This window comes from Paracoccus ravus, from assembly GCF_004522175.1.
GTDB lineage: Bacteria > Pseudomonadota > Alphaproteobacteria > Rhodobacterales > Rhodobacteraceae > Paracoccus > Paracoccus ravus.
Genome location: NZ_SDEB01000002.1, coordinates 157,381 through 170,172, shown reverse-complemented (window position 1 = coordinate 170,172; position 12,792 = coordinate 157,381). Strand labels below are relative to the sequence as shown.

At 61.8% G+C, this 12,792-nt stretch carries 9 protein-coding genes, 1 tRNA gene and 1 pseudogene; 7 read left to right on the top strand and 4 right to left on the bottom strand.

The window, feature by feature from the left end:
- Positions 1-27 precede the first annotated feature (27 nt).
- Genes gpt through fabI form a run of 3 tightly spaced genes read right to left on the bottom strand, consistent with a single transcriptional unit; the run spans position 28 to position 1,976 of the window.
- Positions 28-528 carry a xanthine phosphoribosyltransferase gene (gpt, locus tag ESZ60_RS02705; RefSeq protein WP_134678866.1) on the bottom strand — a complete coding sequence of 167 codons (501 nt, stop codon included), beginning with the start codon at positions 526-528 and terminating at the stop codon, positions 28-30.
- A gap of 13 nt (positions 529-541) precedes the next feature.
- The gene (locus ESZ60_RS02700) at positions 542-1,144 is read right to left on the bottom strand and encodes a LysE family translocator (RefSeq protein ID WP_134678865.1); all 603 of its coding nucleotides are present in this window, start codon (positions 1,142-1,144) and stop codon (positions 542-544) included.
- A 4-nt stretch (positions 1,145-1,148) separates the two neighbouring features.
- Positions 1,149-1,976, bottom strand: coding sequence for an enoyl-ACP reductase FabI (gene fabI, locus ESZ60_RS02695; protein WP_134678864.1), 828 nt, complete (start codon positions 1,974-1,976; stop codon positions 1,149-1,151).
- A gap of 73 nt (positions 1,977-2,049) precedes the next feature.
- Between fabI and pdxH the strand changes: the two genes are divergently transcribed.
- The 4 genes from pdxH to ESZ60_RS02675 all read left to right on the top strand — a co-directional run bounded on the left by pdxH (position 2,050) and on the right by ESZ60_RS02675 (position 4,077).
- On the top strand, positions 2,050-2,712 hold the full coding sequence (pdxH, locus tag ESZ60_RS02690) for a pyridoxamine 5'-phosphate oxidase (RefSeq protein WP_134678863.1): 663 nt from the start codon (positions 2,050-2,052) through the stop codon (positions 2,710-2,712).
- Positions 2,713-2,861: 149 nt separating this feature from the next.
- Positions 2,862-3,455, top strand: coding sequence for a cold-shock protein (locus ESZ60_RS02685; RefSeq protein ID WP_134679009.1), 594 nt, complete (start codon positions 2,862-2,864; stop codon positions 3,453-3,455).
- Positions 3,452-3,946, top strand: a complete 495-nt coding sequence (locus ESZ60_RS02680; protein ID WP_134678862.1) for a DUF192 domain-containing protein — start codon at positions 3,452-3,454, stop codon at positions 3,944-3,946. Before ESZ60_RS02685 ends, ESZ60_RS02680 begins: the two co-directional genes overlap by 4 nt.
- 54 nt (positions 3,947-4,000) lie before the next feature.
- Positions 4,001-4,077: transfer RNA gene (locus ESZ60_RS02675), tRNA-Pro, on the top strand.
- Between the two features lie 88 nt (positions 4,078-4,165).
- Here the strand turns inward: ESZ60_RS02675 and ESZ60_RS02670 are convergent.
- A pseudogene (locus ESZ60_RS02670) lies at positions 4,166-4,484 on the bottom strand (integrase core domain-containing protein); the annotation flags it as partial.
- 174 nt (positions 4,485-4,658) lie between these two features.
- Here ESZ60_RS02670 and ESZ60_RS02665 point away from each other — a divergent pair.
- The 3 genes from ESZ60_RS02665 (at position 4,659) to ESZ60_RS02655 (ending at position 12,729) form a co-directional block, all read left to right on the top strand.
- Positions 4,659-5,915: an aspartate kinase gene (locus ESZ60_RS02665; protein WP_134678861.1), complete on the top strand. Its 1,257-nt coding sequence runs from the start codon at positions 4,659-4,661 to the stop codon at positions 5,913-5,915.
- A gap of 33 nt (positions 5,916-5,948) precedes the next feature.
- Complete coding sequence (gene ptsP / locus ESZ60_RS02660) at positions 5,949-8,192, top strand: phosphoenolpyruvate--protein phosphotransferase (RefSeq protein WP_134679008.1); 2,244 nt, start codon at positions 5,949-5,951, stop codon at positions 8,190-8,192.
- A gap of 652 nt (positions 8,193-8,844) precedes the next feature.
- On the top strand, positions 8,845-12,729 hold the full coding sequence (locus ESZ60_RS02655; RefSeq protein ID WP_134678860.1) for a M10 family metallopeptidase: 3,885 nt from the start codon (positions 8,845-8,847) through the stop codon (positions 12,727-12,729).
- Positions 12,730-12,792 lie beyond the last annotated feature (63 nt).

The following is a 12,792-nucleotide window of genomic DNA, read 5'->3' as shown; positions in this document are numbered from 1 at the left end:
TTTTGCCTTTGCGCGGGCTTTTCGTTTTCAGTCTTCGCCGCGATAGGGCTGGACATATTGCAGCGCCATGTCCCACGGGAAGAAGATCCAGGTGTCCTGGCTGACCTCGGTGACATAGGTCTGGACCATGGGGCGGCCCTTGGGCTTGGCGTAGACGGTCGCGAAATGCGCCTTGGGATACATCTTGCGGACATGTTCCAGCGTCCGGCCGGAATCGACCAGATCGTCGATGACGAGGATGCCGTCGCCATCGCCCATCACCGCCGGATCGGGAGCCTTGAGGACCTGGATCTCACCCTGACCGGCCTCGGACCCGACGCCCTTGTAGGATTTGACCGAGATCGTGTCGATGGTGCGGACGTCAAGCTCGCGCGCGACGATCATCGCGGGCACGAGGCCGCCGCGGGTGATCGCCAGAATGGCGCGCCATTCCTTGTTGTCCAGCCGCCATGCCAGCGCCCGCGCGTCGCGATGCATCTGGTCCCAGCTGATATGAAAGCCGCGTTCATGGGGCAGGCGATCATTCATTCATTTCATCCTTTCAGTGCTTGACGATCAGCATCAGGCCAAGCGCTGCCATGGCGAATGCCGCAGCCCGATCGATCCAGAATTTCGCGCCAAAATAGCGCTTTCTCATCACCGCTGTCGACATCAGAACGGCGACGAGCGCATACCAGAACAGCTCGGTGGCAAGACAAATTGCATAAATCAAGCCCTGACGCTGCGCGCTCATGGCCTCGGGAAAGACGGAAAGGATCAGAGCTGCGTAAAACAGCGCGGGTTTGGGATTCGAGAGGTTCAGCGCGATGCCGCCCCAGAAGCCCTTGCGCGCACCGTCTGCGGCCTCGGGCAAGGGCTGGGTCGAGGCGCGCCACAGGCCATAGGCGAACCACAGCAGGTAAAACCCGCCAAAGATCTTCAGAGTGACGAAAAGCGAGGGATGCAGCTTGAACAGCACCGCCAGCCCCGCAAGGGCAAAGACACACCAGAGCGAGGCTCCGGTCGCCAGTCCCAGCCCATAGGGCAGGGCGCGGGCGCGGCCATGCGCGAAGGCGGTCTGCACCGTCGCGATAATGGCCGGGCCGGGGGTCAGGATCGCCAGAGACAGCGCCGAGACAAGCGCGATGACCTGCTCGGCGCTCAAGGCATCAGTCCTTCTTGACCGCCGCGATATCGGGCGCGTCCACGGCCTTCATGCCGACGACATGATAGCCCGCATCGACGTGATGGGTCTCGCCGGTGACGCCCGAGCCGAGATCCGAGAGCAGATACAGCGCCGACTTGCCGACCTCGTCCTGGGTCACGTTGCGGCGCAGGGGCGAGTTCAGCTCGTTCCATTTCAGGATATAGCGGAAATCGCCGATGCCGCTTGCGGCGAGCGTCTTGATCGGACCGGCCGAGATGCCGTTGACGCGGATGCCGTCCTTGCCGAGATCCTCGGCCATGTAGCGCACAGATGCCTCGAGTGCGGCCTTGGCGACGCCCATGACATTGTAATGCGGCATGACGCGCTCGGCGCCGTAATAGGTCAGCGTGACCATCGAGCCGCCATTCGGCATCATCGCGGCCGCGCGGCGCGCCACGGCGGTGAAGGAATAGACCGAGATATCCATGGTCATCATGAAGTTGTCGCGCGTCGTGTCGACATAGCGCCCGCGCAGCTGCTCTTTGTCGGAAAAGCCGATGGCATGGACGATGAAGTCGATGGTCTCCCAGCGCTCGGCGATGGCCGAGAAGAGCCCGTCGATCGAAGCCTCGTCCGCGACGTCGCATTCGGCGATCAGGTCCGAGCCAAGCTGGGCGGCCAGCGGCTCGACGCGCTTCTTCAGCGCCTCGCCCTGATAGGAAAAGGCCAGCTCGGCCCCTTGTTCGGCCAAGGCCTTGGCAATGCCCCAGGCGATGGATTTGTCATTGGCGAGGCCCATGATGAGGCCGCGACGCCCTTTCATCAGCCCCAGTCCGGCTTCACTTGACATGATGATGCCCCTCGCGCTTCTACGGTTCCGGCAGGATTAGGACAACTGCAAGGAGGCATCAAGCGGTATCACCATGAGCGATCGGACCGGAATATTCGCGGGCGACGACCCGTTTGCCATCGCGCGGGCCTGGCTGGCCGAAGCGGAAAAATCTGAGCCCAATGACGCCAATGCCATCGCGCTGGCCACAGTCGATGCAACCGGCATGCCGGATGTGCGGATGGTGCTTCTGAAAGAGATCGAGGGCGCAGGGCAGGACGGCGCCTTTGTCTTCTATACCAATTTCGAAAGTGCCAAGGGCAGCCAGATCGAGGCGACGGGCGTGGCCTCATTCGTGATGCACTGGAAGTCGTTGCGCCGCCAGATCCGGGTGCGGGGCCATGTCACGCGGGTCGAGGGCGCATTGGCGGATGCCTATTACAATTCGCGCGCCCTCCAGTCCCGGATCGGAGCCTGGGCCTCGCGCCAGAGCCGTCCATTGGACAGCCGCGCGACCCTGATGGCGGAAGCGGCCCGGCAGGGTCTCAATTTGGGGTTGCGACCGGCGCGCCCGCCCTATTGGGGCGGATACCGCATCCGTCCGGTCCAGATCGAGTTCTGGGCGGATGGGGCGTTTCGCCTGCATGATCGTTTCCAATGGATTAAGGAAGTTGACGCTGCGGAAGCTTTTGGGGGCCAAAATCATTCCGATGACTTGGGGAAAAGAATCTGGCGGGTGCAGCGCCTTAACCCTTGATGCAAGGGGCGGATAGCTTCATGGTGACGCCCATATGACTAGACCAATCTGGCCCGGCGGATACACGCCTACGTTGTCGGAAGGCAGGAACGAAGGGCGGATGCAGGCATTGTATCTAAACATTTGAGAGCGGAATCGAGTGGGTAATGGTGACTGAGAACGACGATCTGCCCCGCGAAATCGTCGGGGTCGTCAAGTGGTTCGACGCCAGCAAGGGCTTTGGTTTTCTGACTGATCCCGACGGTGGGTCGGATATTCTGCTGCATGCGAATGTGCTGCGGAATTTCGGCCAGAGTTCCGTTGCCGAGGGCGCCGTGGTGCGCGCCCTTGTGCAGAAGACGGCGCGCGGCGTGCAGGCCATCGAGGTTCTCTCGATAGAAGCCTCGGCCAGCGATCCGATGCCGGCAATCGCCGATCTCTGCCTGGCTCCGCCCGATGAGGTGGCCCGCCTACCGCTGCTGCCCGCGCGGGTGAAATGGTTCGACAAGGCCAAGGGTTTCGGCTTTGCCAATATTTTCGAGCAGAAGGCCGATGTGTTCCTGCATGTCGAGGTCTTGCGCCATTCCGGGCTCTCGGATCTTGCCGTGGGCGAGGCCATCGCGCTCAGGGTCGTGAACGGCCGGCGCGGCTTGATGGCGGCGCAGATCCTCTCGTGGGAGCGCGCCGCGCAAGAGGTCAAGGAGCAGCTTCCCGGCGGTGGTCCCGCTCTGAGCAAGCCGCGCTTTGCCGCGGGCGCGGTATGAAAGCGGCGGCCATTGCCCTGTTCGCGGCTTTGGCGCTGCGTCCGGCGATGGCCGACCCCCTGTCCTGCGATCCCAACAAGGCGATTCTGCTGGGCGGGCCAGCGCCGGTCGAGATCCTCGTCGAGATTGCCGATGATCCCGAGGAACGCGCACGCGGGCTGATGTTTCGTAAGCATCTGCCGCCGGGGCAGGGGATGCTCTTCATCTACGAGCATCCACAGCCCGTCAGCTTCTGGATGCGCAACACACTGATTCCGCTAGATATCATCTTTCTGGACGCGACCGGCGAGATCCGTCACATCCATCCCGGTGCGCGGCCCTTGGATGAGACTTCCATCCCCGGCGCCGTCGTCGGGGATCCCGCGCCCGAGCGGCTGATGGTTCTCGAGGTTCCTGGCGGGGACGCAAAGCGGCTGGGACTTCGTTCCGGCATGGCCTTGGCCCATCCCGCTGTCCCGGCCGTCACGGCGCGCGCGCATTGCGGCGATTGAGCGGGCGATTAGCCCTTTCCCCCGCGCCGTGGAGGCGCTAGACAGGCATCCGTTCGGGGCGTAGCGCAGCCTGGTAGCGCGACGGTTTTGGGTACCGTAGGCCGGAGGTTCGAATCCTCTCGCCCCGACCAGCACTTAGCGAGCTTTGACGGCAGGCGGTTTGCAAGAGATTGCTTGTCCTGCCCACAAACTGGCCTGCCCAAATAGGGTGGTCCGGTTTCATTCTTGGTGCATGACGGGTCTTGGAACTACGGCTGGTGTGGCAGGCGCAACGAAGCTGGCCATCGCAGAGCCTCGGGAGTCGCAGGCCGGTAGCCAAGCGAGGAGTGCGGGCGTTTCGTATTGTACTCGGCGCGGGGTGCGTAGAGCAACTGGTCGCGGCACTTGGGGTTTTAGCTCTCGCAATCCCCGGCGTCCCAGAAAAAGTCCCCGGATTGTTTCCTGTTCCTCCTGCATGCCAAGGGCTTCGGGGTTTGATGAAAGCCGTTTTCGCGCCGCCCGCGACGATCCAGCTTCGGACGGCTACGGCAATGAATTCGGCGGGTCGAACATCCGGAGCGGGGACCGGCTGTGACGTAACGGCCCTGGCCCATGTCATAGCCGACCGCATCGGCGGCCCGTCTGTTCCCGGCAAGCCCTTTCGTCCCTTGCCCTTTTGCAGCGCCGCCCCTAGAAGGCCCGGTGATAAACTGTGGCAGCTGGGGGCTAGGGAATGCCGCTTCTGGTGATGAAATTCGGCGGCACTTCGGTGGCCGATCTCGATCGCATCAAGAATGCAGCGATGAAGGTCAAGCGCGAGGTTGAACGCGGCTACGACGTCATCGTTATCGTCAGTGCCATGTCGGGCAAGACGAATGAACTCGTGGGCTGGGTCGAGGCGACCTCGCCTCTGTTCGACGCGCGTGAATATGACGCCGTGGTCGCCTCGGGCGAGAACGTCACGGCTGGCCTCATGGCACTGACGCTGCAGGAGATGGATGTTCCCGCGCGCAGCTGGCAGGGCTGGCAGGTGCCGATCAACACGACCGCACAACATTCCTCGGCGCGTTTCGTCGATATTCCGCGCAAGAATATCGACACGAAATTCGCCGAAGGCATGAAGGTCGCGGTGGTCGCGGGCTTCCAGGGCCTTTCGCCCGAGGGCCGCATCACCACGCTGGGCCGGGGCGGCTCGGATACCACGGCCGTGGCCTTTGCCGCCGCCTTCGATGCCGAGCGCTGCGACATTTATACCGATGTGGACGGGGTTTATACCACCGATCCGCGTATCACCTCGAAAGCGCGCAAGCTCGAGAAGATTGCCTTCGAGGAAATGCTTGAATTGGCAAGCCTTGGTGCCAAAGTGCTCCAGACGCGCTCGGTCGAACTGGCCATGCGCTACAAGGTCCGCCTGCGGGTGCTCTCGTCCTTTGAGGATACGGACGAGAAATCCGGCACCCTGGTATGCGATGAGGATGAAATCATGGAATCGAAAGTCGTCAACGGCGTCGCCTATTCCCGCGAGGAAGCCAAGATCACGCTGGTCACCGTCGAGGACAAGCCCGGCATTTCGGCCGCGATCTTCGCGCCGCTGGCCGAGGCCGGGGTGAATGTGGACATGATCGTCCAGAACATCTCGGAAAAAGACTACGACGATCACCCCGGCAACGTGACGGACATGACCTTTTCCTGCCCGGTCAATCAGGTCGCCCGCGCCAAGAAGGCGATGGAAGAGGCCAAGGCCGCAGGCCATATCGCCTATGACGAGCTGGTCGTGGATACCGAGGTCGCCAAGGTCTCGGTCGTGGGCATCGGCATGCGCAGCCATGCGGGCGTCGCCGCCCACATGTTCAAGGCGCTGGCCGACGAGAACATCAACATCAAGGTGATTTCCACCAGCGAAATCAAGATTTCGGTGTTGATCGACCGCAAATATATGGAACTCGCGGTTCAGGCGCTGCATGATGCCTTCGAACTTGAACAGGCCTGAAGAATGAGTACTCGGGCCGTGATCGGAGGATCCGTGCCCGAACGCAAGGAAAGCGACTCGCGCAAGCTGCTTCTGCGTTTGCGCGAGATCCTGGCCGCGCCCGGAGACGGGCAGGCGCGTCTGGATCAGATCACCCATCACATTGCGGATTCGATGGGCACGCAGGTCTGCTCGATCTATCTGTTCCGCGATCCCGAAACGCTTGAACTCTGCGCCACCGAGGGGCTGAACCCGCAATCGGTGCACAAGACCCGCCTGCGTCTTGGCGAGGGGCTGGTCGGGCGCGTGGCGCGGTCCGGCCGTCATGTGAACACGGCGGACGCGCCCTCCGAACCCGGCTTCCGCTACATGCCCGAGACGGGCGAAGAGGTGTTTTCCAGTTTTCTGGGCGTGCCGATCCAGCGCGTCGGCGAAAGGCTGGGCGTGCTGGTCGTACAATCGCGCGACGTCCGCCAGTTCAGCGAGGACGAGGTCTACGGCCTTGAGGTCGTCGCCATGGTCCTGGCCGAAATGGCCGAGCTCGGGGCCTTTCTGGGTTCGTCCTCGGATGGCATGCCGCTGCAGCACCATTTTCCGATCATGTTCCGCGGCGGCACCGGGCAAGAGGGTGTGGCCGAAGGGCGTGTCTGGCTGCACGAGCCGCGCGTCGTTGTCACCAACCCGGTGGGCGAGGACCCGCAAAAGGAAAAGGCACGTCTGGGCGAGGCCGTGGCGATGCTGCGGATGACCGTCGACACATTGTTGGCGGATCATGACATGGGATCTGGCGACAGCGCCGAGGTGCTCGAGACCTACCGCATGTTCGCGCATTCGCGCAGCTGGCTGCGTCGGATGGAAGAGGCGATCGACCTGGGTCTCTCGGCCGAGGCCGCGGTGGAAAAAGAGCAAAGTCAGGCCCGCGCGCGGCTGGAAAGCGCCGCCGATCCCTATCTGCGGGATCGGCTGCATGATCTTGACGACCTGTCGAACCGGCTCTTGCGCATTCTGACCGGGCAGGGCCGGGATACCGGAGCCGAGATGCCCGTCGATCCGATCCTTGTCGCGCGCAATATCGGCCCGGCGGAACTGCTGGATTACGGCCGCAGACTGCGCGGCGTGGTGCTGGAAGAGGGTTCGGTCGGAAGCCATGCCACGGTGGTCGCGCGGGCGCTGGCGATTCCGCTGGTCATCCATGCCGATCGCATCACCTCGGAGGCGCTGAACGGCGACGAAATTCTGGTCGATGGCGATATGGGCATCGTCCATTTGCGCCCCGAAGAGACCATCACCAAGGCCTTCCACGACAAGATGGCGATGCAGGCCGAGGCGCAGAAACGCTATGCCGGTCTGCGCGACCTTCCCGCGACGGGAACATGCGGCACGACGATTCAACTCTACATGAATGCGGGTCTCATGGCCGACCTGCCGAGCCTTGAAAGTTCGGGGGCCGAGGGGGTGGGGCTGTTCCGCACAGAATTGCAGTTTCTCGCACGGACCCGCGTGCCCCGGCGCGGAGAATTGGCGGCGCTTTACAGCACCGTTCTTGAAAACGCGCAGGGCAAGCCGGTTCTGTTCCGCACGCTGGATATCGGCTCGGACAAGGTGCTGCCTTACATGAAGCCGCAGGACGAGCCCAATCCGGCGATGGGCTGGAGGGCGATCCGTGTCGGCCTTGACAAGCGCGGGGTGCTCCGGATGCAGCTTCAGGCGCTGATCCGCGCCTCGGTCGGTCGGCCCTTGCATGTCATGTTCCCCTTCATCACCGAGATGGGCGAATTCGAACAGGCCCACCGCCTGCTGATGGAGCAATTCGCCCGCGAGCAGCGCCTGGGTCATGAGGTGCCGACCGATGTCCGCGTGGGGGCAATGCTGGAAACCCCTTCGCTGGCCTTTGCCCCGAAGAAATTCTTCGAGATGTGCGATTTCATCTCGGTGGGCGGGAATGATCTGAAGCAGTTCTTCTTTGCTGCCGACCGCGAGAATGAACGGGTGCGTCGGCGCTATGATTCGCTCAGCACCAGCTTCATCAACCTGCTCGAGCAGATCCTGGACCGCTGTGCCGAAGCCCGCGTTCCGGTCTCATTTTGCGGCGAGGATGCGGGCCGGCCCATCGAGGCGGTGACTTTCGCCGCGCTGGGTTTCCGCCGCCTGTCGATGCGTCCGGCCTCGATCGGGCCGGTCAAGCATCTTATCCGCCGCATCGACTTGAACGAGCTTAGGCGCGTGCTGGACGAGGCGCGCGAGCGCGGCGATACCAATCTGCGACCCGCGGTGACCGACTGGCTCGCCCGGCACTAGATCCGCGGCTATTCAGCGCGATGCCATGGTGGTTGCTTCGAGAGATCATCCGACAGCGTAATGCCATGCCGTCTTTGCCTAGTGCAGGGCTTTGACCAGGAATTTCCGGTTCGCTTTGGGTGGGATGACGGCGCTTGCGCCCCATGCGTCCAAGCGGCAAGCCGCCAGTCCGTGCTGTCGGCCTTGTCTGCCGGCCGAGAGTCCATCCCACGGATCTCGGAGGCGTTCGGAAGCGGCCACCCTTGGCCCATCGTTCAAAGCCCCGGAACATGGTGTTCCAATTATCGAACCCGACGCCCCCCGCCAAACTGCGGCTCCCAGAAACAGGCGGTTGTCCCATCAGGCCTTCCTTTCGGGAGGCTTGAAGCAGAGATCAAGCGGCGTGGAAATCATGCAAGTCCTCCGGACTTCGTCCCGCGAAAAATTTCTCGCCGCCCTGCTCGGCCTGCGGGACGTTTGCTGCTGCAATGCGGAATTCCTTGCTGATTAAGCAATTGGCTTGAATGGTAGCCCATGAGGATGAAATTCAATTGCGCATTCTGGGCGAAAGTTTCGCAAATATTCCAGTTTCATTCACGCCCGTTTCACGGCGCAGGACTAGCCTGATTGCCGGATCTGTTTCGATTTCGTCGAAAAGACCAAGGAGGGTATTATGGCTATTTCAGACGAAACCAGTGGCGATGGTGTCCTGGGCGGAAGGGGCCTGGACGACTCCATCTATGGATATCCCCCCCGAGAGAGCGGGGCGGATGAGGAAAACCGCGACTCTGGCAAGGCATGGAACTGGAAAGACGTCCTGATCGGATTGTTCGGCGCAGAGGAAATGCTCGGCTCCGATGCCGCCAAGGCTGCGGTCCCGGGCGCGGCGCCTGCTGAAGACGACGGCTCGGACGCATTTCCCGGCTTTGGTGGCGAGGTTCTGGGCGCGGGGTCAATGGCGGCGGCTCCGGCCGAGGAATCCGAACCTTCGGACCCGGACATGACGGACGGTTCCGACCCGCGGGCCGAGAACGGCTCGGGTGATCCGGTCGTTGCTGTCGGCGCGACCGGCAATCAGGGCATCGACGGACTGATTCAGGGCAATCGCTGGAGCGACGGCGTCATCAGCTATTCCTTTCCCACCTCGGCGGCTCAGTATCAGGCAGGCCATGACGAGTTGTTCAGCAATTTTCAGCAAGTGAATGCCGACCAGCAGATGGCGACGCATTTCGCGCTGAACGCGGATAATTTCACGCAGCCTGTCGGGGCCGCCGGCTTCTCGGTCGAGGGCTTTACCAATCTGACGATCAATTTCGGCAGCGGCGGCGGAGGAACGATCCGCCTCGCCAATACCAGCAATCCCAGCACCGCCTATGGCTATTATCCCAGCAGCAGCGTCGAGGGCGGGGATATCTTCTTTGGCGGCTCGGGCAGAACGCCGGTGATGGGCAATTACCATTGGCACACCGTCCTGCATGAGATCGGCCATGCGCTTGGGCTGAAGCACGGTCAAGAGACCTGGGGCTTTGGCGCAATGCCGGCCAATCTGGATGCGATGGAATATACGGTGATGACCTATCGCAGCTATGTGGGCGATCCGCTTGTGGGCGGCTATTCGAACGAGACATTCGGCTATGCCCAGACTTATATGATGTATGACATCGCCGCCCTGCAGCATATGTATGGCGCTGATTTCTCGACCAATTCCGGAAATACCAGCTATGTGTGGAACCCGACCACGGGCACCACCTCGGTCAATGGCAACATTGTCATCACTCCCGGTGCCAACCGGGTCTTCATGACCGTCTGGGATGGTGGCGGGACGGATACCTACAATTTCTCGGCCTATACGACCAATATGACCGTGAACCTCAATCCGGGCTCATCCTCGCTGGTATCCACGGTCCAGCGGGCCAACCTGGGCGACGGCAATTTTGCCAGCGGCAATGTCTATAACGCCCTGCTTTACAACGGAGATACACGTTCGCTGATCGAGAACGTGATTGGCGGCAGCGGCAATGACACCATCTATGGCAACCAGGCCAATAACACCATCTGGGCTGGGGCCGGAAACGACCGCGTTCAGGCCAATGCCGGGATGGATACGGTCTATGGCCAGGATGGCAATGACGTCATCGTCGATATCCTTGCCATGTTCGACACCGAGAACGACTATTACGATGGCGGCGCGGGCATCGACACCCTCATCCATGATCTGAACTGGGTCAGCACCGTCGCCTTCAATCTCAATACCGGCTGGTCGACCTATAATGGCAACCGTGACCGTCTGTTGAATATCGAGAACCTCACGGTCGGTGGTGACGCATCGGTGACGGGCAGCAACGTCGCGAATCTGCTGATCGTGAACGGCTCGGGAGACAACGCGATAAACGCCCTCGGGGGCAGCGACACGGTCTATGCGGGCGGCGGAAATGACGTCATTACCGATACCGAAGGAATGGGTTCGGCCGACGATGATTACTACGACGGTGGCGCGGGCATCGACACCTTGATCCACGATCTGAACTGGGTCAGCACCGTCGCCTTCAATCTCGATACCGGCTGGTCGACCTATAATGGCAACCGCGATCGTCTGCTGAACATCGAGAACCTCACGGTCGGCGGCTCCGCCTCGGTGACCGGCAGCAGCGCCGCGAATATCCTGACCGTGAATGGCAGCGGAGCCAATAGCATCAACGCCCTCGGGGGCAGTGACACGGTCTATGCGGGCGGTGGCGATGACATCATTACCGACACGCAAGCCATGGGCGCAGGCGACGACGACTACTATGACGGCGGCGCGGGCATCGACACCTTGATCCACGATCTGAACTGGGTCAGCACCGTCGCCTTCAACCTGAATACCGGCTGGTCGACCTTTAATGGCAACCGCGACCGGCTGCTCAATATCGAGAACCTGACGGTAGGTGGTTCAGCTTCGGTGACCGGCAGCAGCGCCGCGAATGTCCTGATCGTGAATGGCACCGGGGCGAATGCGATCAATGCTCTTGGCGGCAATGACACGGTTAATGCGGGCGGCGGAGACGATATCATCACGGATACCGAAAGCATTTTCTCGACCGGTGCCGAGGATGATGTCTATGACGGTGGCGCGGGTATCGACACCTTCATCCATGATCTGACCTGGGTCAGCACGGTCGCCTTCAACCTGAATACCGGCTGGACGACATGGATGGGCGCCAATCGCGACCGACTGCTCAATATCGAGAACCTCACGGTGGGCGGTTCCGCCTCGGTGACGGGCAGCAGCGTCGCGAATATCCTGACCGTGAACGGCACGGGTGCGAATGCGATCAATGCGCTTGGCGGCAATGACACGGTCAATGCCGGTGATGGCGATGATACCATTACCGATACCGAAGGTATGGGCGTGGGTACCGACGATGTCTATGATGGCGGCGGGGGAATCGATACCCTCGTCCATACCCTGAACTGGGGCAATGGTGTCGCCTTCAACCTGACGACGGGCTGGTCCACATCAGGAGGCAACCGCGACCGGCTCTTGAATATCGAGAACCTGACGGTGGCAGGCGCGGCATCCCTCGTGGGCAGTTCCGTCGCGAATGTCCTGATCGTGAATGGCAGTGGCAAGAATGCGATCAATGCCCTCGGCGGCAATGATACCGTCTCTGCCGGTGGCGGAAACGACGTCATTACCGATACCGAAAGCATGTTCGCATCGGGTGCCGAGGACGATGTCTATGACGGGGGCGCTGGCCGCGACACCCTGATCCACGACCTGAATTGGGTCAGTTCCGTCGCTTTCAACCTCGATACCGGCTGGACCACGTTTAGCGGAAACCGGGATCGGCTGATCAGCATCGAGAACCTGACCGTCGGCGGAGCGGCCTCGGTCACCGGAAGCAACGCGGCAAACACCCTGATCGTGAATGGCACGGCAGCCAACACGATTATCGGCCTTGGCGGCAATGACAGGATCTACGCCAATGGCGGGGATGACAGCGTGACCGGGGACGGCGGCAAGGACCGAGTCTTTGCGGGCGATGGCAATGACACTGTGGCGGGTGGCGCTGGCAATGACTCGCTTTACGGCGACGCTGGCAATGACAGCATGACCGGAGATGACGGTAATGACCGCCTGTTCGGTCGAGACGGCAATGACACGCTGATGGGCAATGACGGGACGGACGTGCTCAACGGGGGCGACGGCAATGACCGTCTGGTCGGCAATGGCGGCAACGATACCTTGATCGGCGGTGCGGGGCTCGACACGCTGATCGGCTCGACTGGCGCGGACACGTTCCAGTTCCTCAGCGTGACCGATTCCAATATCGCGAATTATGATTTCATCTCGGGCTTCGATGGTGCCGGGGCAGCGGGAGGCGATGTGATCGACCTGGCCGGGGTCTATTCGGGCACACTGACCTTCGGCACGAGGGTCTGGGTCGAAGATGTCGGCGCGCATTCCTGGGTCCGGGTGAACACGGATGGCGACTCGGACGCCGAGATGACCATTCGCATCGCGGATGGCGGAACCTCTGCCTCAGCCTATATGGCAAGCGATTTCATTCTCTGATCGCTTGCAATGAGACAGGGCGCGGCTGGAAACGGCCGCGCCTTTTTCGTGCCGATACGAAGC

Coding starts and splice junctions, on each gene's coding strand:
- gpt (WP_134678866.1), bottom strand. CDS start 528: ATGAATGATCGCCTGCCCCATGAACGCGGCTTTCATATCAGCTGGGAC.
- fabI (WP_134678864.1), bottom strand. CDS start 1,976: ATGTCAAGTGAAGCCGGACTGGGGCTGATGAAAGGGCGTCGCGGCCTC.
- ESZ60_RS02680 (WP_134678862.1), top strand. CDS start 3,452: ATGAAAGCGGCGGCCATTGCCCTGTTCGCGGCTTTGGCGCTGCGTCCG.
- ESZ60_RS02665 (WP_134678861.1), top strand. CDS start 4,659: ATGCCGCTTCTGGTGATGAAATTCGGCGGCACTTCGGTGGCCGATCTC.
- pdxH (WP_134678863.1), top strand. CDS start 2,050: ATGAGCGATCGGACCGGAATATTCGCGGGCGACGACCCGTTTGCCATC.
- ESZ60_RS02655 (WP_134678860.1), top strand. CDS start 8,845: ATGGCTATTTCAGACGAAACCAGTGGCGATGGTGTCCTGGGCGGAAGG.